We start from the raw sequence: 25,618 nt of genomic DNA on the forward strand, positions 1-25,618 counted from the left end.
ATATAAAAACTCAAGGAAATATCTTTTCAAGACTCATAACTTTTCCTTTTCTTAAAATAGTGTAACTAAAAGAGTCTCCAGATTTTAATTTATTTAAAGCATACCATGATTTAATCAAATTTCCATCGCTAGTTAATGGTATACCCTCTATAGAAAGAATAACATCTCCTCCTAAAACCAATTTTTCATCTTCTATAGTTAATAAATGAGTTCCTCCTTTTATATCCATTAAGTCACCTAAAGAACCCGAAACAACTTTTTGTACTAATACTCCTCCTTCTTGAGGAAGATTTAAGATTTCAGCAAGTTTACCAATAATTAATTGTCCATCAATACCAGTCCATACAGCTTTTTCTTTAAGTAGAAAATTATTAGCAATATTAGAAGTTATAGCAAAACCTAAACCTTGAAAACCTTCTGTTCTACTTAAAATAAAACTTGCTATTCCTACAACTTCCCCTTTCATGTTAAATACGGGTGCTCCAGAACTACCTTTATTTATGGCCGCATCTGTTTGAAAAAATTCTGTAATAACAAACCCACTAGATAAATGCTTTCTAGTGTATTTACCGCTTACATACCCCACAGAAAGAGAATTTCCTAAGCCATAAGGAGCGCCAATAATAAAAATTTGTTCTCCCGTTTTAAGTTTATCAGAATTACCAAAATTCACTTTTTGTAAAGGTGTACTTTTAGAATAGTCGAGTCGGATTAAAGCAACATCAGACATAGGATAAGAATAAACCACTTTTGCAGGTATTTCTTCTCCATCAGAAAACATCACAAAAATTTGTTCTGCTGTTTGGACTAAATGAGAAGCTGTAATAATATCTCCTTTTTCTGAAATTACAAAACCAGAACCAACACCTTTTAAATTCATTAGAGCTTGTATATCTCCTTCTCCTAAAATCTCTTGTTGGTTTGTTTTTATAAGCACTACTGCTCCGTTCAGTTTATCATAAAGATTACTGATTTTTTGAGAGAAAAGAGGTACTGTTATTAACAACCAAAATATGATAAATATTCGTTTCAAATTATTTTACAAAATAGTTAGACATCGAATTTAGTTTCTTAAGTATTAGCTACAAATGATATTGATCATTATACCCAAATAAGGAATTTACAAAAGTTAAAAATTATGATTGATTTTTATCTGAAAAAATATCCAGACTTCTTTTTCCTAAAATTTTTTCTAAATCACCTTCATAAACCACCTCTTTTTTTAGAAGTAACTGTGCTAATTCTTCTAATTGGGATTTATATTTTATAAGTAATTTTTTAGTTCTTTCGTAAGAAGTCATAATTAAATCTTGCACTTCTCTATCAATAAGTTGTGCCATAGTTTCACTATAAGGTTTTCCAAATAAAGTTTCACTTTGCCCTGTAGAATCATAATAACTCATCGGACCAATTTCTTCATCTAGTCCATAGAAAGTAACCATATTATAGGCTTGTTTGGTTATTTTTTCTAAATCATCTAAAGCTCCTGATGAAATTTCACTGAAAATAATTTCTTCCGCTGCACGACCTCCTAAAGAAGCACAAATTCGATCTATAAATTGAGATTTTGTAATAATTTGATGCTCTTCTGGCAAATACCATGCTGCTCCTAATGATTTTCCTCTTGGAATAATAGATACTTTCATTAGTGAGTCTACATGTTTCAAATACCAACTAGCAACAGCATGCCCAGCTTCATGATATGCAATAATCTCTTTTTCTTTAGAAGATAAGATTTTACTTTTTCTTTCTAATCCACCCACTACTCTATCTCTAGCTTGCATAAAGTCTTCTTGTGCTACTTTTTCCTTTTTCTTGCGAGCTGCTATTAAAGCCGCTTCATTACAGATATTGGCTATATCTGCACCCGAAAATCCGGGACTCAAAGCAGCTAAGACTTTAACATCCACATCATCGGCTTTTACAATCGGTTTTAAATGAACATTAAAAATTTCCTCTCTTTCTTGTTTATTTGGAAGCTCCAAATAAATATGACGATCAAATCTTCCTGGTCTTAACAAGGCTTTATCTAAAATATCGGCTCTATTAGTTGCTGCAAGAACAATAACTCCTGTATTGGTTCCAAAACCATCCAATTCTGTCAATAATTGGTTTAAAGTACTTTCTCTTTCATCATTGGTTTGCAATGCATTAACTCTTCCTCGAGAACGACCTATGGCATCTATTTCATCAATAAAAATTATACTAGGTGCCTTTTCTTTTGCTTGTTTAAACAAATCTCTAACTCTAGAAGCACCTACTCCTACAAACATTTCTACAAATTCTGAACCTGATAAAGAGAAAAAAGGTACTTGTGCTTCTCCTGCAACCGCTTTAGCCATTAATGTTTTCCCTGTTCCAGGAGGTCCTACTAACATAACTCCTTTAGGTATTTTTGCTCCTAATTTTGTATATACTTGCGGATTTTTAAGAAAGTCTACTATTTCCATTATCTCAATTTTGGCTTCTTTTAAACCAGCAACATTTTTAAAAGTCACTTTACTCTTAGTGTCTTTATCCATCAATTTTGCAGTTGATTTACCAAAATTAAAAGCTGATCCTACTCCCCCAACATTTGTAGAGCGTCCCATTCTTCTGAGTAAAATATACCAAAAAAAAATGAGCAGAAAAAGAGGAAGAACCCAAGAAATTATATTCACCCAACTTGTTCGACTTGAATAAGTAACTCCAATTTTTTCTTCTTCTTTAAAATTTTGTTGCGCCTTTTCTAACTTATTTTCAAAACTTTCCACAGAACCTATTTGAATAGAATAATGTGGCCCGAATTTGTTTGCAAAAACACCTTCAGTTAACGCTTTGTATTTAGCAGTATTAAGCTTCTCCTCTTTAATATATATTTCGGCAGTTTCTTTATTAACAATAATAATCCTAGAAACATCATGCTCAATTAGCATGTTTTTTTCAAAATTCATCCAACTAATTTCCTCTGTTTTTGGGCCGTACATAAATACAGCTATGAAAACAATTAAAGAAACTAAAAAAAGAAAATACCTACTAAAACCTATTTTGGGTTTATCACCCTTCTTATTGTCCTCTTGTTTTTGATTCATTTCTTAATTGCCTTTACAACCACAAAAGAACCTTCTCCATAACCTTCTTTTGGTGCTTGAACTTTTTTAATATTTCCCAACTCTCCAAATAATGTTTGATTGAATTCTAAATCTTTGAAACCTGCTTCTTTAAGTAAATCTTTTACTTTATTCACAGAATAATAAGTAGCATTTTTAAAAAATGTACTTCTATGACGTTTCTCTTCGTATTGTTGTGCTATCGTTTGATTTTTATCTAAAAAAGCAATGATAATAGATCCTCCTGGTTTTAAAACTCTGTGGGCTTCGTTTAACGCCCCCTTTAAATTATTAAGATGACAAATCGTTACAAAAAGTAAAAAGTCGAAATAATAGTCACTATAAGGGAGTTTTTCTGCAACTCCTTTCATAATTTCAATTCCTCGTTTCACTGCTCTTTTTGCCATTTCTTCAGACGGCTCAATTCCTTCTTTAATACCTAAAGCCTCAGAAAATCTTCCTGTACCCAAACCCACTTCAATTCCACTTATTTTTTCAGGTAATTTTAAAAGTTGCTCTTTAATAGCGGCAACTTCCGATTGAAAAACTTCTGGATAATCATTATACCAAGCTTCATAAGCTTCTACATTTTTATTAAATATTTCTGTTTGTAACATATTTTTGGTATTTAAATCTGCCATTAATAACTTAAATCAAGTACTTATTTATTACATAAAAGAATAAGGTATTGTCAAAATACTTTTCGCCAACGAATTATATCTTCAAATACCTTATACTTACTACAATTAATTATGATCAACAATTCCGAAGGTGACCTTGGTGTTTACACGATATTCTGCAATTTTGTTGTTGTTTACTGTTACCTGCATATCTTTAACATATACCGATTTGATATTTTTAACAGATTTAGACGCTTCCTTGATTACATTTTGAACTGCATCTTCAAAGCTAACAGTTGAATTCCCTAAAATTTCTATTACTTTTAATACTGACATAACATTGGTTTTTATTTGGTTACTAATTCGTCCAAGTTACTCGCTATTTTTCAAAAAAAATATGATATCCGTCATCAATCTACTTATTTTGAACTGTAAAACAGCCCTTTATAAATTAAGTTGTTCATTCTTTTTTCGTTTTATTTTGTGCAATCTTCTCTATTAAATCTGGTATTTTTTCAAAAGCAGCTGCTAATCCATGAGTTTTACCAGCTTCTAAAAACGAAATTTGATCACCTCTCGTTACTAAAAAACCTATAGGTTGGATTCCCATACCTGCACCAGCTCCCATACCTTGTCCCTGTCCTTTTGTTTTTACATCTGTTTCTTCTCCTCCACCCGAACCAAAACCCATACCTACTTTAATAACGGGTACGCATCTAAATTCACCTAAGTCAAATTGCTCTCCAACAACAGTTTCTGTCTTTGCTTCAGATTTCATAAAATCAGTAATCTTCCCTAATAATTCTTCGAAATGTAGTTCCATAATATTTTATTTTAAATGTTAATAAATGATTTAATAATGCGAATAGGCCTGTTTTCAACCTCTAAAACCAATTCATTTTTATCTTGAAAGTTGATATTTAGACATCCTTCTTTATAATAATTCAGAAACGCTACTAGGGGATACAGTTGAGCATTTAAAACATAGTTTCCAGTATCTATATTTAACCAGAATTGTTTTACTTTAAACGACCTTAACAACTTAAAGAAATTACTGATATTAGCGCTTTTTCGTTTCTTTTTAGGTTTTATTTTAATTGTTACTTTCTCCTTTTTAAAATGCTTACTTTTCAATGGATTAAAATAAAATGTAAAAAAAAAAACCTTAAGCTTAATTCTTAAGATTTCTTCTTTATGACTTTCTAAGCTAACTTTAACTAGTCCTTGTATTTCAACAAAATATTGATTTGTAGTTGTGTCTATAAACAGAGCGATAGGCACAAATAACAGGTAAAGTACAAGTGACAAAAAAAGAATTAAAAAAACAGCTAAAAACATCATTTTATTTTTAAGCAAAAGAAGATGAAAACAACAGCTAAAACAATGATATTTATCATATTACAAAGTAAGAGTTGTTCTAATATCTCCATACCCTAAATATGTTTTTTAAAACTAATGACTACATGCACATGCACCACAGTTTTTTTTACATTTAGTTAAAGGAATATTATTCTTAATTATTTGCGTAAAGCCACCATTTATATTTACCAAATTAGTAAATCCTAAGCGAGTTAAAATTGATATGGCAATTACTGATCGATACCCACCAGCACAATACACATAGTATTTTTGTTCTCTATCTAACTTTGTCGTTTCTTGATGAAGTATGTCTAAAGGAATATGTTTTGCATTTTTCACGTTATTGTCATTATATTCAGCATGTTTCCTTACATCTAAAAACGAAATACTGTTTGATAATTCTTTTGAAAAAGCATCAACACAAGTTACAGTATTTGTTATAATTCCTCTTGTTTCCCATTCATCAATACCTCCACTTACATAACCCAATACATTGTCGTAACCTATTCTTGATAATCTTGTTATAGCCTCTAGCTCTTTATCTTTTGGAGCTATTAAAATTATTGGTTGATTAATGTTTTTAATCAATGTACCAACCCAAGGAGCAAAATCTCCTTCTAAACCAATAAAAATTGAGTTGAGAATATGTTTTTTAGTGTATTCTTCAGCAGATCTAACATCTAAAATTAATGCACTATCATTAATTAAATAATCTATGCATTCAGTTACAGATATTGGGCATAATCCATCTGTAATTACTTGATTAATATCTTTATTTATTAGTTTATTCATTTGTGCATTTTTAGGAAAATATTGTGGTGGAGATGTTAAACCTTCTAAAACTCGTTTCACAAATCCATCTTTAGTTAAATTAGCGTCTAAAGCGTAGTTAACCTTTTTTTGATTTCCTAAAGTATCGTAAGTTTCTTTACTCATGTTTTTACCACAAGCAGATCCTTTACCATGATTAGGGTAAATAATAATATCATCTGGCAATGTCATTATTTTATTTTGCAGAGAGGAATATAATTTTTCAGCTAAATCTTCTTTTGTTATCGTTGTTGATACAGCTAGATCTGGACGTCCTACATCTCCAATAAACAAGGTGTCTCCAGAAAATAAACAATGGGCTTTTCCTAAACTATCAAACAATAAATAAGAGGAAGACTCTAAAGTATGTCCTGGTGTATGAAGGAGTTTTATGCTTACATCCCCTAATTTGAAGATTTCATTATCTTTTCCTTCATAAAATTTAAATGCTGCTTTTGCTGTTGGGCCATATACAATAGTCGCTCCCGTTTCTCTAGCTAAATCTACATGACCAGAAACAAAATCTGCATGAAAATGTGTAAGAAAAATGTATTTAAGCTTAGCATTATCCTTAGCTATCATTTCTAAATAAGGATTTATTTCTCTTAAAGGATCTATAATAGCCGTTTCTCCTTTAGATACTATGTAATAAGTGGCTTCTGCTAAGCATTTGGTATATAATTGTTGTACTTTCATAATGGTGTGAAATTTTAACAAAGCAACAATTTAAAGGTCCTTTTTTACATGACAAAAGTCATAAATATACTATAAACATTACGTTATTTTACGTTTTACAAATTGAATTTCACAGTAAAATAAATATGAATTTAATTAAGAGATTGGTTAAAATAATAACTAAAAAACTATGTATAATAGTACAGGATTTTTCTAAAAATATTTCATAGTATTTTAGTGGTAATAATCTTGACAGGGCAGGCTTTTTCAGCAAGAACACAAACATCAAAAATTGCATTATCTGAAGATTTTAAGGTATAAAATCCTTTTTTTTCTGTTGCATGTAATAATACTGTTTTTCCGTCTTTTTTAGACATTTGAAATTGTGCAGGAGCCATTTCTACACAATAATTACAGCCTATGCATTTTTTTCTTTGCAGCGTAATAACTACCATTTTTCCTGAACTATTTTATACAATTTATCTGATGAGCGTACTCTAAATTTTGTAGGAATGGTACATAAATCTCCTTTTTTTGCAATTTCTTGTTGCTTATCATTTACCAACATTTCAGAAAGTTCAAATTCTCTCACTCCAGTTGTTGGTCCTGTTATTAAAATCGTATCACCCAATTTAATATCGTAAGCTTCTATTTTAAATTCTGCAATACTTGGTTTTGGAAAAAAATGAACGCCTTTACCAATATATATTTTTTTTTGTGTGGCTTTTGATCCCGAACCATCACTCCATTCTCCTAATTTTTGTCCTAAATAATAACCACTCCAAAAACCTCGATTGTACACTTTTTCTAACTCACTCATCCAATAATTTACTTTTTCTTGGGTATAAGTTCCATATTCAATAGCGTCTATAGCTTCACGATATGTTTTAATGACTTTTGCTACATATTCGGGAGCTCTCCCTCTACCTTCAATTTTTAATACTTTAGCTCCAGTTTCAACAACTTGGTCTAAAAAATTTAATGTGCATAAATCTTTAGGAGACATAATATATTCATTATCAAGCTCCATTTCAAAACCTGTTTCCTGATCGACAACGGTGTATTTTTTCCTGCAGTTTTGTTTACATGCACCTCTATTTGCTGATGAATTATTTGAGTGTAGGCTCATATAACACTTACCAGAAACAGCCATACACAACGCACCGTGACCAAAAATTTCTATTTCAATTAAGTTTCCTGAAGGCCCTTTAATCTGCTCTCGTTCAATTTGCTCACAAATTTTTGTCACTTGTCGCAAACTTAATTCTCTACTCATAACCATTGTATCAGCAAAAAGCGAATAGAATTTCACCGTTTCAATATTGGTAATATTAATCTGTGTAGAAATATGAACTTCCATACATATTTGTCGAGCATAAGCAATTACCGCTTGATCCATAGCTATTACAGCAGTTATATTTGCTGTTTTTGCAGCATCTAGTAATGTTTTTATAATTGACAAATCATGATCATAAATAATCGTATTCAAGGTAAGATAAGTGCGAATATTTTTCTCTTTACAACGGTATGCTATTTCTTGTAAATCATCAATTGTAAAATTAATACTCGCTCTAGCACGCATATTTAACTGGTCTACCCCAAAATATATAGAATCAGCTCCATTATCTATTGCTGCTTGTAAAGATTCAAAATTCCCTGCAGGAGCCATTAATTCCATTTTCCCTGTATTCATTTATAACTTAATTAATTTCAGGGCCAAAAATTAAATTTAAAAACCTCTTTTACTATGACAAAAGTCATCTTTCGTTGTGTTTTTCACCAGTAATTTTATTGAATAATTTAAAATAATTAAACTAATGAAAAATGTAATAATTAGTGCATTCGTATTATTATCAAGTATTTTTAATTTTACTTTTGCACAAGAAAACACGAGCTCAAATACTAATTTTAGTAAATGGCAATTTCGGTTAAGAGGAATTTTGGTATCACCAGATGAAAGTGCTACGATTGATGCCATAGGAGGAGATGTAGATATTTCATCTGCTTTTGTACCAGAATTAGATATTTCTTATTTCTTCACAGAAAATTGGTCGGCAGAATTAATTTTAGCCACCACAAAGCATGATGTAAAGGCAGTTAATACTGCTGCTGGTGACATTGATTTGGGAGATGTTTGGTTATTACCACCTACTTTATTAGGTCAATATCATTTTACTGGAAGTGATTTTGTTCCTTATTTGGGAGCTGGTATTAATTTGACTCTTTTTTATGGAGAAGATGAAGGTCCTGTTGCTGATGATATAGATTATGATACTGCAGTTGGTTTTGCTGTTCAAGGAGGTTTTGATTATATGCTTAATGATAAGTGGTTTTTGAATTTAGATGTAAAAAAGATGTTTTTAAACACAGATGCTACAATTAATGCAACTACAGCCCTTGGAGCAACTGTTGGAGCAGATGTAGACATAAACCCTTGGATATTTGGATTTGGAGTAGGTGTTAAATTATAATTAAACTATCTAATATGCTTAAAAAAGCGCTTAACGAAAAGGTTAAGCGCTTTTTAATTTACATCCTGTCTTTTTTATATAACTATTGTTTCTAAACGTAACAATAGTTACAAAGATATTCTATATAAAGCATGACATTTGTTTCTTTTTAATTAATTTTACATTAATACAAAATAGAAGATGAACAAGTGTGAAAAATGTATAATTAGACAACTTAATCCACTTAAGGCACTAACTAGAGATGAATTGATTAGAATTTCTAATTGTAAAACATCTAAAACCGTTAAAAAAGGAGAGTTAATCTTTGAAGAAGGTGAATCTCTAAATGGTATTTTTTGTGTTCGAAAAGGGATTTCTAAATTATCCAAATTAAGTGAAAACGGAAAAGATCAAATTATAAAATTAGTTGTAAAAGGAGATTTAATAGGACAACGCTCAATTATTAGTGGTGAACGCGCTAATTTAAGTGCTACCGCCTTAAATGATATGGAATTATGCTTTATTCCAAAAAATGAAATTATAAAAGAACTACAACAAAATGTTTCTTTTTCTATGAACATGCTACAACAACTGGCTGGCGACTTAAAAGAAGCTGATAACATTATTGTAGATATGGCTCAAAAAACGGTTACACAACGTATAGCTGAAACCTTACTCTATTTGTATGATAATTTTGGTTTTGATGCTGATGGTTACTTAAACATAATTTTATCTCGTGAAGATTACGCTAGTATTGTTGGTACGGCAACAGAATCTGCCATTAGAGTTTTATCGCAACTAAAAAAAGAAAAATTAATTTCTAGCTTTGGAAAGCAAATTAAAATTGAAAATTTAGAAAAACTGAAGAGAATAAGATAAATATCATAACGCTTCATTTTGTTTGATGATTTCTTAAAATTATTTTTTCCTAACTCTTATTAAACTGTTTTAAGGCTTCCATGGCTTCACAACCATACACAACAGAAGGTCCTCCCCCCATTAAAATAGCCACTCCAATTGTTTCCATAATTTCTTGGTTGGTAGCCCCCGATTGAATAGCATCATGTACGTGAAAAGCTATACATCCGTCACAACGAACCGTTATTGCAATACCTAACGCGATTAGTTCTTTTACTTTTGATGATAATGCTCCTTCAGATATTGTTTTTTCATGTAACTCGCCAAAAGGCACCATAATATTGGGTATTTTCCCTCCCATTTCTTCCATAGCAGATACTATTGACTCGTAATGTTTTGGATAGTTTTTCATAATAATTTTCTATTGATTTTATATTTGGTGATTTAACAGATATCCTAGTTTTTCAGATTCGATGACATGTTCTGTGATATGAAAAGTTTCTTTTCTGTTTTTTCTAAAAGCTTTAACAAATTCAGTGATGTTATCTTCTAATTTTCCATGTTCTTTTCTAAATTCATGAGAATCATACTTAAAAGGATCCTCTATAAGTGCTCCTAAATGGCTTAAATGAGTATTTACATGTTTTAATAATTCACTACATTGTAAATCCAGTTCGTGTAAATTTTTAATAATCTTCCTTACATCTGTTACATTATCTTTTCTAATCATCCATATAAAATATCTATTAATTAAATGATGCAAAAATCTTAAATCATCTTTATAAAACTGTAAATCAGATTTCCAATGCTCAGTTAAAACGTATAACTGACTCCATGCTGCTTCCCAAGTATATTCTCCTTTTGGTCTTTGTCTAAAATTTTCCATGATTATAATATCTTTAAATTTTACATGTTAAAAGTAGCTAAATTGCAACCTGATAAATATGATATTTATCAGCCTTAAAAACGGATTTTTAAGAATTTATCTTTATCTATACTGCATATCATTTAATTGCTATTATTTATTTTAATCCTCTAAATATCACAATTTTCTATTGTGTTAAAATTACATTTTTGTAATACTTGATCTTCTCTACAGCCATCTCTATAAACTGTAATTCCTTTTAGTTTATAATTCCACGCTGTCCAATAAATTTCTGAGATATCTTTAGCTGAAGTTCCTTCTGGTAAATTCACTGTTTTTGAAACTGCATTATCTGTATATTTTTGAAAAGCTTTCTGATGCAGTAAATGGTATTTCCAAGGTATTTCTAAACTTGTTTCAAAACAATTCCGAATAGTTTCAGGAATGCTTTTCATCTCTTTAATACTTCCTGTTTTTAAGACATTTCGTTTAAAAGTTTCATTCCAAAACCCGAGTTCCTTCATTTTAGCTTTAAACAATTTATTGACTTCAATTTGATTTTTTCCTCCTAAGATTCCAGTACGTTTATAAGCCAATGCGAATAGAGGTTCTATAGAATAAGAGGTATTTGCAATTACAGAAATACTTCCTGTCGGGGCAATGCTATTACATGTAGCATTACGAAGTAATATCTTGTTTTGAATACTATTTTCCCATGAAGGAAAAACGCCTTTTTCTTTTGCTAAATTACGAGATGCTTCGTAACTTTTTTCTTTAATAAACTGCATAACATTTTCTCCTAAATGAACTGCTTTTTGAGAAGCATAAGGAATCTTAAGTTGAATGAGCATTTCTGCCCAACCCATTACTCCTAAACCTATTTTTCTATTTGCTTGTGCTATTGATTTTATTTTTGGTAATAAATAATGATTTACAGTAATAATATTATCTAAAAAACGAATCGCTAGTTCTATAGTGGCTGCCAATTTATTCCAGTCTATTTCGAGATCATCTCCATTTTTTGATAGCATAAAAGATAAATTTATGGAACCGAGATTACAGCTTTCATAGGGTAGCAAAGGCACTTCTCCACATGGGTTTGTACTTTCTATTTTTCCTAATTTTGGGGTAGGATTCGATTTATTTATAGTATCTAAAAAAATGAGTCCTGGATCGCCAGTTTTCCAAGCTTCTTTAACAATACTATCCCATAATAATTTTGCTTTAACTATTTTTTCAATCTTAAGTGTTCTTGGGTTGATGAGTTCCCAATTTAAATTATGTTTAACAGCCTCCATAAAATCATCCGTTATTCCTACAGATAAATTGAAGTTTTGAAGTTCTTTTTTGTCTGATTTCGAGTTAATGAAAGCTTCAATGTCTGGATGATTTATATTTAAGATACCCATATTAGCTCCTCTTCGTTTCCCCCCTTGCTTTACGTTTTCAGTAGCTGCATCATAAATTTTCATAAAAGCAATAGGCCCCGAAGAAGTTCCTCCAGAAGAAGAAATAATATCATCTTTGGGTCTTAGTTTAGAAAAATTAAATCCTGTACCACCACCACTTTGATGAATAAGTGCTGCATCCTTTAAAGTACTAAAAATAGCTTCTAAACGATCTTCTACAGGAAGGACAAAACATGCACTTAACTGCCCATTTGTTACTCCGGCATTCATAAGTGTAGGAGAGTTTGGTAGAAAAACAAGCGTGCTCATCAATTTATAAAAACGTGCTTCCCATATCTTTTGATCTTTCTTTTCTGCGGAAGCAACAAACGTAGCCACACGTTTAAACAGTTCCTCAGCCGTTTCTACTAAGCTCCCTTCATTATCCTTTAAAAGATATCTATCCTCTAAAATTTGTATAGCATTCTCTGTTAACTTGACACTCATGTAATATAGGTTTTAAGCAACTAAATTTCTACTAGTATAGCGCATCTAACATTTGATTGCTATGATAATTATCAGCCTTAAAATGATGGTTTTTAAGAAGCGTTAAATAATCATAAGTTCTAATGCTTTGTTAATATTTTTACTAGTTGCTAATTGAGTACCTTCACTCATTGTTGTGGCAACACCACAAGCTACTCCCATTCTAAGAATTTCTTTTGGCGTGTATTCCTTTTGAATTCCGTAAATAAGACCTGCGACCATACTGTCGCCAGCTCCAATAGTACTTTTTACTGGTACAGAAGGTGTGGTTTGGTAAAACACTCCTTCTGTACAAGCTAAAAAGGCTCCTTTAGCTCCTAAAGAAACCACAACGTATTTGGCTTTTCCTTTTTCTACGAGTTCTTTAGCAAATTCTTCTTGCTCAATGTTAGATAAAAACTCTTTTCCGGCTAGTTGCGCCAATTCTCTTTGGTTAGGTTTTATTAGATAAACAGGCTGTTCTAAGGCTTTTTTTAAATACATTCCTGAGGTATCTATAACAACTTTAGGTTCTCTAGTTGAGAATTCTTCAATTAATTGTTGATAGTAATTTGGAGGTAAATTCTTTGCTAAACTTCCACTTAACACCAAAAAATCTCCTTTTTCTAAGTTTTGAGAGAGTTCTTTTTTTATAGATACTAATTCTTCTTCATTAAGAACATTCCCCGGCATTCCAAAACGATATTGCAGATTCGTTTTGGTATCTACCACTGCCAAATTTTCGCGGGTCCAATCTTTTATTAAAATTGAATTGGATGTAACACCTTCGTCTTCAAGCAAAATTGTTAAGTGGGCTCCTGTATCTCCTCCCGAAGGAAATACACAATGGCTATCTAAACCAAGTCGTTGTAACATTCTTGAAACGTTAATTCCACCACCACCTGGTTGGTATTGAATGGAGTGACATCTCAATTTACTTCCGGGAACTAAACCGTCTACTTTTGCATTTTTATCTAATGCCGGATTCAAGGTTACTGTAATTATTTTCATGGCTACTTAATTTAAAAACTCCAACGTAGTCTTAGAAAAAGACTATTCCCCAAGGTTTTATAGTTTTCAAATTCAAAAAAAGACTGACTGGTAAAATTCAATTCCCAGTTAGTAGCGATTGAATAATCTAAACTAGGCATTAGAATTACAGCATCATTGGTTGGTGAATAAATAGTACTTAACGTTCCTTTAAAAATAGGTGTAAATTCTTTTGCCAATTGTAAAAAGCTTGAAAACTCATAGGGCATTAAGTTTTTAGCACTCAAATTGTTGTAAACCAAAGCTCCTAATCCATTTGAAGCTTGATTTGCGGCACTATTGTATAAAATGGAACCATTGATATACAATCCTTTTTTAAATCCATAATCAACAGAAATAGCAGCACTCAATACATTTTTTGAATTAAAGTAATCTTCATACGGAACGAAATAGCTTATTTCACCTTTAAAACCAGCGTTTTTTAAGTTTCCTGCCCAACCTGTTCCTATCATCCAATCTTTTTGATAAACACCTGTAATCAACTGAATATCGTACGACCATTTGTTAAACTTATACATGGCTGCCACAATATAATCATCAGCTGCTTTTCCTTTTTTGGCAGCAAGCTCTATTTTACTAAAATCACCCAAGTAATATTGCACTCTTACAGCATCGCTACCCGGACGCTCTTCATAGTCAAAATCTAAAAAATTATAGGTATTAAAAATATCATTCGGATTCCAAACTAAATTCATGCCCCAGTTAACACGCTGTCTTCCTAAAGTAACATCCCAATTCCCTTTGGTATAATTCACCAAAGCTCTGTCAATAGTCGTGTTAAAGAGTGTGTTTCCGTCGTCAATTATGTTCCAAGACAAATCAATTATACCGTTATCTTGAGAAATAAATTCAGAAAAGCCAAAGATGTTTTTTACGTTGTCGCCGTAAAACCAACGGTTTCTAAATTCTAATCGAATAGTGATTTCATCCGAAGAAATGTATTTAAAATTGAGCCTGTTGTGTACAAAAGTGGTCCATTGTAAATCATCCAATCTATCAACAAAACTAAACTCGTGTAAGTTTTTTACGTATCCTGACAAAAACACTTTTTCATCCTTTTCCTGAGCATTGATAAGTGTTATGGTGAATAATAGCAGATATGTAAACCAACGTTTTTTCATGCTTACGAAGGAGTTTGTTCTACATCTGAAGCTATTTTACCGTCAACCAAAGTAATTACACGACGTGCTTTTCTAATTACACGCTGATCATGAGTAGAAAACAAAAACGTAATCTTCTCTTCTTTGTTGAGCTTTGCCATAATATTTAATAAGTTTTCAGCCGATTTTGAGTCGAGATTTGCTGTTGGTTCATCTGCTAATACAATTTTAGGCTTTGAAGCCAAGGCTCTGGCAACCGCTACCCGTTGTTGTTGTCCACCCGACAATTGCCCTGGTTTACTGTTGATTTTATCTTCAAGTCCAACTTCTTTCAATAAAGTGAGTACGCGTTCTTCTCGTTCTTTTTTAGGCATTTTTTGTAGTTGTAATACAAATCCAACATTTTCTTTGGCGGTAAGTACCGGAATTAAGTTAAACGACTGAAATACAAACCCGATATTATGCAATCTAAAATCTATTAACTTATTTTCCGGTAATTCTGTAATTTCTACACCATCTATAATTACGCTTCCTGCTGTTGGTTCATCCAATCCACCCATCATATTCAATAAGGTAGATTTACCCGAACCAGAAGGTCCAACCAACGCCACAAACTCCCCTTCTTCAATATGCACATGCACATTTTGAACCGCATGTACCGGAATTGTTTTCGGGTTGAATGTTTTACTCACATTATGTGCATCTATAATCGTTTTTGCCATAATTTTAAATTTTACGTATTGCTTCAGATGGGTTTAATTGCAATGCTTTATAGGACGGATAAATAGCCGAAACTATGGCTGTTATTAAACACATAATTACAATGATTACATATTTTTCCTGATCTAAAGCCGGATAGATGATGGAACTAAATCCGTAGGACGCTAATCCTTCAGAAAACATAGATAAATTAATACCTGTGTTAGCCAATGTGGTTACTGTTAACCAACCAGCCAATAAACCAAGTGGCGCACCAATTAGCGTTAAATAGAAGGTTTCCAGCATGATCATAAAGAATATTTTACGCTTGTTTAAACCAATGGCCATTAGCATACCCAACTCTCTAATTCGCTCTAAAACCGACATTAGCATGGTGTTTATAATTCCGAATGTTAGGGCTAATAGTATAATACCGCTAATGATATAGGTATATAAATTGAAGGATTCTATAATCATACTCAACTCTGGTGAAAGCTCTTTCCAATCTTCAACTTTTCCTTGTGGTACAATATCAGCACTCAATTGTTTAATAGTATCTATTTGTGTTTCGTCTTTCACTAATATGGCAATTTCACTGCTTTCCGAAGGTTTTAACTCTAACAATTCCTGTAAGTGTTGCTGTTGCACATATACATTTACTTCATCTAATGAAATGTTTTTAGACTTGTAAATTCCGCCAACTCTAAAAGCTGCTGAAACAATATCAGACTCCACATTAGTAAAGGTCAACACTACCTTACTTTTGTATTTTACCTTTAGTTTTTTAGCTAATTTTTCACCTATGAGGATTTCATTGTCTTTTCCAAACTCAAAATAGGCTCCTTCTGTTACATATTCATCCAGTCTGATTTGAGTGATTTCTGATGAAGGATTGATTCCATAGATTTTCACTCCACTTGCGGTTGTTGGTGAGGTGATCATACCTGTGGTAATCACTCGAGAACTTATGGATGCAATTCGATCATCTGATTGAAGTTGATTCAGTTTTTCATCGGTTTGGGTAATCATGAATTTAGAATCGTTTTCTTCTCCAAACGTTGGATGATGAATTTGAATGTGCGATAATTGTCTGTACACCGACTCGTTGATATTGTTTTTGTACATTCCCCAAGAGAACGACAGAATAAAAATTCCTGCCCAAATACCAATAATAATAGAGCTTATTACTACTAAGCTTCGGGCTTTGTTTCGCCAAATATTTCTCCAAGCAATTTGCAACAACATAACTAACTATTTATAGCTTCTACAGGTTTTAATCTCATCACTTTATAACCCGGATAAAAGGCTAATAGCGTAGATAATATTAAAACGACTAGGGTTTGTGTAATAAAAATTTTTTCGTGGCTAGAAAAGTATATAATGGGCTCAATACCATATTCTTCATATACTTTTTTTAAATCTCCTGTCAGGTTAATAGGATGCACCATAAACCACTTTATAGTAAGCATCCCTCCTATAACACCTGCAAAACAGCCTATTAATGAAATCATAATAGACTCTAGTAACAGCACAAATGCTAGCAATCGTTTTTTCATACCTACGGCAATTAAGATTCCCAGTTCGTGTTTTCTTTCAAAGATCATCATCAATAAGGTGCCAAATAACCCAAAGGAAATAACGAAATACAAGATTCCGATAATGATATTATGCCCTGTGCTGTCTGCTTCTATATATTGATCCATTTCGGGCATCATTTCTTTCCAACTCAACACTTCATAGGCATCGGAATTGATAGCTCCTTGTAAAGATTGTTTCAATTTTTTCAAATTGGTAGCCTTGTCTAACATCACCGAAACCGATGTTAAACGATGGTCTGCTCCGTGCATGTATTGCGATTGCTGTAAAGGCATATACACTACATTATTATTCAATTCAATAGCGCCCAATTTTATGAGTCCTTTTACCCTGAATTTTCCCGCAGCACTACTCGCATGATACCCTTGTCCTAACAAAACCAACGTATCGTTTACGTTTAGTTTTAATTGAGAGGCTAATCCTTCACCTAAAACCACTCCATTATCATTTATAGTTTCAATATATTCACCTTCTATTATCTTGTCATGTAGGTTATTAACCTCTTTTTCTTTAACAGGATCTATTCCCAACACCAAAACACCTTTCGTTTTTTCAGCATACGAAGCCAAAGCAAATGTTTGTAAACGAGGCATAATATGGGTTACCTTCTGGTTTTTAAGTAATTCTTGATATAACTGCTCATCTTCTTCAAAGGTATTATCTATCGATTGCTCATCCCAATAGCCTTTTTTGTGAATTTGCAGATACCCCGAAGAATAACTCACCACATTATGGATCATATTGTCATACACCCCATCGGTTAACGAGCGGAACACAATAGCCAGTAACACAGCAAAAAACACTGAGGTTGCCGTTATAAGGGTTCTTCGCTTATTACGCCATATGTTTAACCAAGCTAATTTTAGTAACATTACTTTAGTTGTTTCATATTTCTTGTGGTGAAGAAATTATTGTTAATAGGTTCGTCAAAAACAATGTTGTTGTACATAATTACCGTACTCTGCTCTTCTTTATCAATAGGAAACATTTCAATTTTTGATGTGATCTTTTTACCTCCTAATACTTTAATGTCACTAGATTTCATCACATTTACCAACTCACCATCTTCATCGTAAAACTCCGCTTTTAATTGTAAAAAATCGACAGTATCTATCCATACTAGTACCTTTTCCCACACAATAGCAGCGGAAGGTTTGGGTATCATTTCTATTTTATAACACTCTTTATCAGCAATGGTTTCTTTGCCTAAGTGTTTGTGTTCGTAATCAGAAACTGAAGAGGCTTCTTTCACTAAGTCATCATTGGTAAAATCGGTCCCCATCCAACTTTGCGACATCATAGAAGGCGGTAATTTAATAGTACGTTCTATAGAAGGAATCCAGTTCCACACTTCTTTAATACGCTTTAAAAACACCGTTCCTCTTTCTCGAGCAGGACTCGTAACCAAGATCATTGAATAATTATCACCCTTGGTCCAGGCTTTCATATTCATTTCTCTGCTCCATGTAGGTCGATTGATTTTAATGGTAATATCTGCGAGCGACGTTTTACCGCGCATATTATCATCCGCTCTTTTTACTACCTCTTTTGCTGATAGTTTTTGCTGACTCCACATTGTCGTTGAAACAGTACAAATAAGTATAAATATGATAATTTTTAAGATGGATGCTTTTTTCATAGCATCAAAAATAACTGACCCTATCCTGAAAAAATATGATAGTTGTCACTTAGATAAAAATTAAAGTTGATTAATCAACTGAGTAAAGAAAAGCCCAATCTTAAAGAAGAAAAGAGTGGGCTTTAAAGTAAAAATAAATAATTTGAGAATTATATAACTTCTAAAATCCACCACCAGGTGGTTCCGGGCTTGCCGCTTGTGCTTTTTTTGGATTTAAAATAATATAAGTGCCCAAAGCTGTTATAGTAGCATATTTACCATAATTGCTTATTTTTTTAATTGCCTCTTTACGAGAAATTTCTTGACTTTTATTTTCTGTTTTTCCTATATTTTTATTCATGATTGTTTATTTAATTTTCTTATTATTCTAAAATGATTTTTTTTGTTACTTCAATCACATCTGAGTTTAATTTCACTATATAAATACCAGTAGAAAATGTTGGTAAATTTATTGCCGTTTTACCATTGGACTTAATAGAAGTTTTTACCAATTCTTTACCTGATAAAGAGAAAACAGTAAGTTGAGCACTTCCCTGTAAACCTGCAATGGTAATTTCTTTTTTTGCAGATTTATAGACAGTAATGTTTTTAAGATTTTCAATTATATCTTTATTACTTAAGACTTGTGATTTGGTGTGTAAATAAAAGCGTCCTATTCCATTTATCTGTGTATTTAAAGTAATTGTATAATTATTTGTAGGTTCATCCAAAAGAATAAATAACCCCGCTTCTTTATCTTCTAAAAACACATGTATTCCTTCAGGTAGATTAATTGATTCTGTTGAAAACTTAATATCTGTACCTTCGGTAGCATTAATTCCAATAGGAATAATCATATTTTCATAATCACTATCAGGCAAACATTGTAGAGCAAAATTTACACCTTCACTATCATTTACTAAATGAGTATATATATCGAAACTAGTAGTAACCCCATTAAATGTTGCCGCATCATAACCCGGATCTAGACCTTTTGTGGTACTTGTAATGTATTTAATATCTGTTGATTTGGTTGTTGTACTATTTGTAATATTTAATTTAATTTCTGGTCTATCATTTGTAGATCTAAAAAACAGATCTCCTTCTTGAGTACTTTGCATTGTTTCCTTAAAATTGAGTATGGTACCTCCATTTATAGAGTTTACAAAAAATCCTTGACCTGGTGCAATATAGGTAGCGTTGGACGCATGATTAATAATATCATACGTACTTGTAGCAGGGTTCCAGTAATAAAGTGCAACATTTGCAGGGTCTAAGTGTTCTGCATTGATAGTTAAAAAATTATTCGTTGCATCTGCCCCACTATTAGCATTGATAAAGGAAGGATATGGATTTCCTATCAAATTCCATTTACTACTTGTACCTTCTGTAATTGATAAAGGAACATCAGATGTTATCATGTTTCCCGTAAAACCTAAGCTAGAACTTCCTGTTGTTTTTATAGAATATCCAACTCCTGAATTAAACGTATGCGAATCTCCCGCTTGAAAATATTCCCAAACTAGCCCATCATTATTATATGTACTAATCCCTCTATTATTTCCAGTACCAAAAGCTATACTATGGGTACTTACCCAAGAATCATTATATATCTGACCCACTACTGGGGCTGATATTAAGCGCCAGTTATCATCCTTTATATATCTGTTATAAGTAATGTTTCCTGTAGCAGTACCTAAAACACGTAAAGAACCACTAGACGTAGCGTTTGATTGTATTGTAAGCATACCGTTTTGAGTAAGATCTCCCGTAACAGTTAAGCTTTTACCACTATTAATATTTAATGATCCATCTACTCTTAAATTATCTATGGTAATATTAGTATCTATAGTGGCTATCTTGTCTGTTGGAATCTCAGTATCATCTGTTGGCAAAGGCACGCTTAATAGACTCCAATTTGTAGGAACTGACCAATTACCATTGGCTGCAGTAAATATATTTAAAGATGTCGTTGTTTCATACCATGCTATAGTATTATTATCAGCAGAAGCTGATAAAATATCTAAATCACCATCACCATCTATATCTCCAACACAAACGGTATACACTCCGTCTGCAGTATTAGTTATTACAGTTTCATTAAAAGTGGGGTTTGATTCGCCATTATTTTCATACCATGTTACGGTATCACTAGTACGTATATTTGATAAGATATCTAAATGTTCATCTCCGTTTATATCCGCTAAAATTATACTACTAGCAGTGGGTGATGTGTTGTTGATCATTATTTTAGAAAAGCTGGGATCAGCAGCACCATCATTTTTATACCAAATAATTTCACCATCAGAATAAGAGGTAGATAGGATATCTAAATTACCATCTTTATCAACATCCCCTACACTAACTCTGTATGGGCCATTATCTGTATTAGATATTACTATTTTAGTAAAAACAGGGTTTACAGCTCCATTATTTTCATACCAAGCAACAGTGTCACCATAAAAAGAAGTTGATATAATATCTATATCACCATCGCCATCTAAATCACCGGCAGAAACCCCGTAAGTTTCATCTTCAGTATCGCTTACAATTCTTTTAGTAAAAGTAGGGTTAGTGTCTCCATCATTCTGGTACCAAGCAACAGTGTCATCATCACGAGAAGCTGCTAAGATATCTAAATCACCATCACCATCCATATCATAAAGGTTTGCTTCAAATACTCCATCTGCCGTATTCGTTACAATCATTTTAGTAAATGTAGGATTAGTGGCTCCATCATTTGCATACCAAGCAATAGTATCATCAAGATATGATCCTGCCAATATATCTAAATCACCATCATTATCTACATCTCCCACACTTACGCTAGAGGCTCCGTCTGCAGTATCTGTCACGATCATTTTAGTAAAAGTAGGATTAGTGGTTCCATCATTTGCATACCAAGCAATAGTATCATCGTTAAGAGAAGCTGATAAAATATCTAAATCACCATCGCCATCTACATCTCCCACACTTATATTATATGCTCCGTCTGCAGTATCAGTAATTACTTTTTTTATAAAACTCACTGGAGCGGGAACTCTAGCTGTGACAATGGTAAAGCTAAATGTTATAGGACTTGTAAAAGGAATTCCTATACTTTCCAGCTTAGTAGTAATAGTTACGGTAATAATTTCTCCTGGTTTAAAATTATTGTCGGGATTAAATGTAATTGTATTGGTATCTCCTCCTGTAAAAACACCTTCAATGATTCCTGTTTGAGATCCTATTACTACAATGTTAGCTGAAGTTACTGAACCTGCATCAATAACAGAATCAAAAATAAGCTCAATATCGGTATCTGCTTCAATATTATTGGATGTAGCAGCTGGACTTGAGCTTATCAATTCAGGTTGAGCAACTGTAAATTGAAATACTGTAGGATTAGCTAAAGTAAATCCACTACTCTCTAAGCCTGCTGTAGTTGTAACTGTTATTGTTTCTCCAGGTATAAAATTTGTTGTAGGATTAAAAGTAATGACATTATGTCCTCCACCCGTAAAAATTCCAGTAATGTTACCAGATTGAGATCCTGTAACTTCTATGTTTGCACTAGTAACTGTAGCTGCATCTATAGGAGCACTAAAAGTAAGTACAAGGTTAGCATCTTTTAAAACATTTATTGATTCTGCAATGGGAAGTGTATGGGTTAGAAATACACTGTTTTGGGTTTCATACCATGCTATAGTATCATCAGTACCAGAAGCTGATAAAATATCTAAATCACCATCACCATCTATATCTCCAACACATACGGCATATACTGTGTTTGCAGTATTAGTTATTACAGTTTCATTAAAAGTGGGGTTTGATTCGCCATTATTTTCATACCATGTTACGGTATTACTAGTGCGTATATTTGATAAAATATCTAAGTTTTCATCTCCGTTTATATCCGCTAAAATTATAGTACTAGCAGTGGGTGATGTGTTGTTGATGATTATTTTAGAAAAGCTGGGATCAGCAGCACCATCATTTTTATACCAAATAATTTCACCATCATAATAAGAGGTAGATAGGATATCTAAATTACCATCATTATCTACATCTCCTACACTAACTTTGAATGGGCCATCATCTGTATTAGATATTACTATTTTAGTAAAAACAGGGTTTACAGCTCCATTATTTTCATACCAAGCAACGGTGTCACCGTAAAAAGAAGTTGATATGATATCTATATCACCATCGCCATCTAAATCACCGGCACAAGCCCCGTAAGTTCCGTCTGCGGTTTCTGTTATGATTCTTTTAGTGAAAGTAGGATTAGTGGCTCCGTCATTCTCATACCAAGCAACAGTATCATCATCACGAGAAGCTGCTAAGATATCTAAATCACCATCACCATCTATATCATAAAGGTTTGCTTCAAATACCCCATCTGCCGTATTCGTTACAATCATTTTTGTAAACGTAGGATTAGTGGTTCCATCATTTGCATACCAAGCAACAGTGTCATCATCACGAGAAGCTGCTAAGATATCTAAATCACCATCATTATCTACATCTCCCACACTTACGCTAGAGGCTCCGTCTGCAGTATCTGTCACGATTATTTTTGTAAAAGTAGGATCGGCACCTCCATCATTTGCATACCAAGCAATAGTATCATCGTTAAGAGAAGCTGATAAAACATCTAAATCACCATCGCCATCTACATCTCCCACACTTACATCATATGCTCTGTCTGCAGTATCAGTAATTATTTTTTTTGTAAAACTCACAGGAGCGGGAACTCTAGCTGTGGCAATGGTAAAGCTAAATGTTATAGGACTTGTCAAAGGAATTCCTATACTTTCCGCCTTAGTAGTAATTGTTACGGTAATAATTTCACCTGGTTTAAAATTAGTTGTAGGATTAAATGTTATTGTATTCGTATCTCCTCCCGTAAAAACACCTTCAATGATTCCTGTTTGTGAACCTGTTATCATAATAGTATTGGGTGTTACTGTAGCATTATCTATAACAGAATCAAAAATAAGCTCAATATCCGTGTCTGCTGCAATATTATTTGATGTTGCAGCGGGACTTGAACTTATTAATTTAGATTTAGCAACCGTAAATTGAAATACTGTAGGATTAGCTAAAGTAAATCCACTACTCTCTAAGCCTGCTGTAGTTGTAACCGTTATTATTTCTCCAGGTATAAAATTTGTTGTAGGATTAAAAGTAATGACATTATGTCCTCCACCCGTAAAAATTCCAGTAATGTTGCCAGATTGCGATCCTGTAACTTCTATGTTTGTACTAGTAACTGTAGTTGCATCTATAGGAGCACTAAAAGTAAGTATAATATTAGCATCTTCTAAAACATTTCTTGATTCTGCAATGGGAAGTGTATTAGTTAGAAATATATTATTTTGTGTCTCGTGCCAAGTTATATTAACATTATTATTTATAGAAGATGCTACTATATCTATATCACCATCTGCATCCATATCCCCTACATTTATTGCAGTAGCTTGAAGAGTAGTAGTACTTACCTCAATTGTAGTAAAAACAGGGTTTTCTGCCCCGTCATTTATATACCAAGTAATAACGTTATTTTTATGGTTACCCACTACAATATCTAAATTTCCATCACCATTCATATCTGCTGAAACTATATTAGTAGGTTTATCAATAATTCCACTGATGATTATTTGAGTAAATGTAGGATTGGTTTCACCGTCATTTTCATACCAATGTACTTTATTATCAAGAGAAGATGATACAATATCTAAATCACCATCACCGTCTAGATCACCTACAGCTAAGCCACCGGGCCAATCAACTGCGTTAGTAATGGGGTTTTTAGTAAAAGAAGGGTTTACTTCACCGTCATTTTCATACCAATCTATTTTATCATTCACATCTGCAGTTATAATATCTAAGTCACCATCACTATCTAGATCACCAACAGTAATAGCGGTAGCTCCATTAAGAGTACTAGTTAATAATCGTTTAGCAAAACTAGGAGTAGCTGCTCCATCATTTTCATACCAATATATACGACGAGAAAGAAGAGAACCCGATAAGATGTCTAAATCACCATCACTATCAATATCTCCAACCGTTAAAATTCTTGGTGAACTAGCAGTACTGGTTACTATTCTTTGTGTAAAAGTAGGGTCTGCAGCTCCGTCATTATCAAACCAGAGTATAGTACTATCAGATTCAGATACTGCTAAAATGTCTAAATCACCATCGCCATCTACATCTCCTATTTTTGCGCTTCTAATAGCAATGATACTATCGCTTATTAGATTGGTTGTAAAAGTAGGATCCGAGGCCCCATCATTTTCATACCATATTAGAGTACTATCATTGGATGCAGAGGATACCATATCTAAGTCACCATCACCATCTATATCTCCTGTAACTACACTATCAACTCTATTTATATTGCTACTAACTATATGTTCTGTTGGAACTATAGGTACAGGTACCGAAGTTGTAACAACGGTAAAATGAAAGATATTGGAGGTAATTAAAGGAATTCCGCCACTTTCTAAGCCTCTGGTAGCTGCTACGGTAATCAGCTCCCCTGATTTAAAATTATTATCAGGATTAAATGTAATTGTATTGGTATCTCCTCCCGTAAAAACACCTTCAATAGTTCCTGTTTGAGATCCTGTTACTACAATGTTTGCTGAAGTTATAGAGCCAGCATCTATAGTAGTATTAAAAAAGAGCACAATATTAGTGTCAGCGGCAACATTAATCTCTTGTGCTATTGGGTTTGTTGTAATTAAATCTTGCCCTCTTACAAAGCTGACCGTTAGCAATAATAAAAGAAAAAGGTAGTTCGTTTTCATTTTTGTTTGGATTAAATAATTTCGAGCGAAATTTACTACCTCTTAGTAGAGTATGAAATACGTATACCTACGTAAATAGTAGTTGTTTTATTAATCCTTGGTAAAAAAAGTAGGTTTTT

22 protein-coding genes are annotated in these 25,618 nt (G+C 32.6%); 2 read left to right on the top strand and 20 right to left on the bottom strand.

Translation table 11 applies throughout. The features are described from left to right. Nucleotides 1-10: 10 nt before the first annotated feature. The 9 genes from C7447_RS06895 to C7447_RS06935 all read right to left on the bottom strand — a co-directional run bounded on the left by C7447_RS06895 (nucleotide 11) and on the right by C7447_RS06935 (nucleotide 8,246). Entirely contained in the window at nucleotides 11-1,033 is a 1,023-nt protein-coding gene (locus C7447_RS06895) for a S1C family serine protease (protein WP_148869780.1), read from the bottom strand. Between the two features lie 103 nt (nucleotides 1,034-1,136). Next, nucleotides 1,137-3,071, bottom strand: coding sequence for an ATP-dependent zinc metalloprotease FtsH (ftsH, locus tag C7447_RS06900; protein ID WP_148869781.1), 1,935 nt, complete (start codon nucleotides 3,069-3,071; stop codon nucleotides 1,137-1,139). Continuing rightward, nucleotides 3,068-3,730 (bottom strand): class I SAM-dependent methyltransferase, encoded by a 663-nt coding sequence (locus C7447_RS06905; RefSeq protein WP_246143034.1) that lies wholly within the window; start codon nucleotides 3,728-3,730, stop codon nucleotides 3,068-3,070. The genes ftsH and C7447_RS06905 overlap by 4 nt, the downstream gene beginning before the upstream one ends. A 105-nt stretch (nucleotides 3,731-3,835) precedes the next feature. Next, entirely contained in the window at nucleotides 3,836-4,045 is a 210-nt protein-coding gene (locus C7447_RS06910) for a dodecin family protein (protein WP_148869782.1), read from the bottom strand. Between the two features lie 124 nt (nucleotides 4,046-4,169). Next, on the bottom strand, nucleotides 4,170-4,532 hold the full coding sequence (locus tag C7447_RS06915) for a GerW family sporulation protein (RefSeq protein WP_148869783.1): 363 nt from the start codon (nucleotides 4,530-4,532) through the stop codon (nucleotides 4,170-4,172). Between the two features lie 11 nt (nucleotides 4,533-4,543). Continuing rightward, nucleotides 4,544-5,047, bottom strand: a complete 504-nt coding sequence (locus C7447_RS06920) for a hypothetical protein (protein WP_148869784.1) — start codon at nucleotides 5,045-5,047, stop codon at nucleotides 4,544-4,546. Nucleotides 5,048-5,161: 114 nt separating this feature from the next. Then, complete coding sequence (locus C7447_RS06925; RefSeq protein ID WP_148869785.1) at nucleotides 5,162-6,574, bottom strand: MBL fold metallo-hydrolase; 1,413 nt, start codon at nucleotides 6,572-6,574, stop codon at nucleotides 5,162-5,164. A 203-nt stretch (nucleotides 6,575-6,777) separates the two neighbouring features. Beyond that, complete coding sequence (locus C7447_RS06930) at nucleotides 6,778-7,008, bottom strand: ferredoxin (protein WP_148869786.1); 231 nt, start codon at nucleotides 7,006-7,008, stop codon at nucleotides 6,778-6,780. After that, the gene (locus C7447_RS06935) at nucleotides 7,002-8,246 is read right to left on the bottom strand and encodes a peptidase U32 family protein (RefSeq protein ID WP_148869787.1); all 1,245 of its coding nucleotides are present in this window, start codon (nucleotides 8,244-8,246) and stop codon (nucleotides 7,002-7,004) included. The genes C7447_RS06930 and C7447_RS06935 overlap by 7 nt, the downstream gene beginning before the upstream one ends. Nucleotides 8,247-8,370: 124 nt before the next feature. On the opposite strand from C7447_RS06935, the gene C7447_RS06940 reads away from it, so the two are divergent. Together C7447_RS06940 and C7447_RS06945 are read left to right on the top strand one after the other, a co-directional pair. Further along, the gene (locus C7447_RS06940) at nucleotides 8,371-9,024 is read left to right on the top strand and encodes an OmpW/AlkL family protein (protein WP_148869788.1); all 654 of its coding nucleotides are present in this window, start codon (nucleotides 8,371-8,373) and stop codon (nucleotides 9,022-9,024) included. Nucleotides 9,025-9,204: 180 nt separating this feature from the next. Further along, a complete protein-coding gene (locus C7447_RS06945) occupies nucleotides 9,205-9,882 on the top strand; it encodes a Crp/Fnr family transcriptional regulator (protein ID WP_148869789.1) in 678 nt (225 codons plus the stop codon). A gap of 49 nt (nucleotides 9,883-9,931) precedes the next feature. On the opposite strand, the gene C7447_RS06950 is transcribed toward C7447_RS06945, so the two are convergent. From C7447_RS06950 to C7447_RS07000, 11 genes are all read right to left on the bottom strand, one after another. Next, entirely contained in the window at nucleotides 9,932-10,273 is a 342-nt protein-coding gene (locus tag C7447_RS06950) for a carboxymuconolactone decarboxylase family protein (protein WP_246143035.1), read from the bottom strand. 18 nt (nucleotides 10,274-10,291) lie between these two features. After that, nucleotides 10,292-10,747, bottom strand: a complete 456-nt coding sequence (locus C7447_RS06955; RefSeq protein WP_148869790.1) for a hypothetical protein — start codon at nucleotides 10,745-10,747, stop codon at nucleotides 10,292-10,294. A gap of 149 nt (nucleotides 10,748-10,896) precedes the next feature. Next, a complete protein-coding gene (locus C7447_RS06960; RefSeq protein WP_148869791.1) occupies nucleotides 10,897-12,621 on the bottom strand; it encodes an adenosylcobalamin-dependent ribonucleoside-diphosphate reductase in 1,725 nt (574 codons plus the stop codon). Between the two features lie 102 nt (nucleotides 12,622-12,723). Then, entirely contained in the window at nucleotides 12,724-13,650 is a 927-nt protein-coding gene (locus tag C7447_RS06965) for a 1-phosphofructokinase family hexose kinase (protein ID WP_148869792.1), read from the bottom strand. 11 nt (nucleotides 13,651-13,661) lie between these two features. Then, nucleotides 13,662-14,810, bottom strand: coding sequence for a hypothetical protein (locus C7447_RS06970; RefSeq protein ID WP_148869793.1), 1,149 nt, complete (start codon nucleotides 14,808-14,810; stop codon nucleotides 13,662-13,664). Between the two features lie 2 nt (nucleotides 14,811-14,812). Next, complete coding sequence (locus C7447_RS06975) at nucleotides 14,813-15,511, bottom strand: ABC transporter ATP-binding protein (protein ID WP_148869794.1); 699 nt, start codon at nucleotides 15,509-15,511, stop codon at nucleotides 14,813-14,815. 4 nt (nucleotides 15,512-15,515) lie between these two features. Next, nucleotides 15,516-16,733 carry an ABC transporter permease gene (locus C7447_RS06980; RefSeq protein ID WP_148869795.1) on the bottom strand — a complete coding sequence of 406 codons (1,218 nt, stop codon included), beginning with the start codon at nucleotides 16,731-16,733 and terminating at the stop codon, nucleotides 15,516-15,518. A 2-nt stretch (nucleotides 16,734-16,735) separates the two neighbouring features. Then, nucleotides 16,736-17,956, bottom strand: a complete 1,221-nt coding sequence (locus C7447_RS06985; protein WP_148869796.1) for an ABC transporter permease — start codon at nucleotides 17,954-17,956, stop codon at nucleotides 16,736-16,738. Further along, nucleotides 17,956-18,723: an outer membrane lipoprotein-sorting protein gene (locus C7447_RS06990; protein ID WP_148869797.1), complete on the bottom strand. Its 768-nt coding sequence runs from the start codon at nucleotides 18,721-18,723 to the stop codon at nucleotides 17,956-17,958. Before C7447_RS06990 ends, C7447_RS06985 begins: the two co-directional genes overlap by 1 nt. Before the next feature lie 160 nt (nucleotides 18,724-18,883). Beyond that, nucleotides 18,884-19,063, bottom strand: coding sequence for a hypothetical protein (locus C7447_RS06995; protein WP_148869798.1), 180 nt, complete (start codon nucleotides 19,061-19,063; stop codon nucleotides 18,884-18,886). Between the two features lie 22 nt (nucleotides 19,064-19,085). After that, nucleotides 19,086-25,499: an FG-GAP-like repeat-containing protein gene (locus C7447_RS07000; protein WP_148869799.1), complete on the bottom strand. Its 6,414-nt coding sequence runs from the start codon at nucleotides 25,497-25,499 to the stop codon at nucleotides 19,086-19,088. Nucleotides 25,500-25,618: the final 119 nt, after the last annotated feature.

Source organism: Tenacibaculum adriaticum (genome assembly GCF_008124875.1).
GTDB lineage: Bacteria > Bacteroidota > Bacteroidia > Flavobacteriales > Flavobacteriaceae > Polaribacter > Polaribacter adriaticus.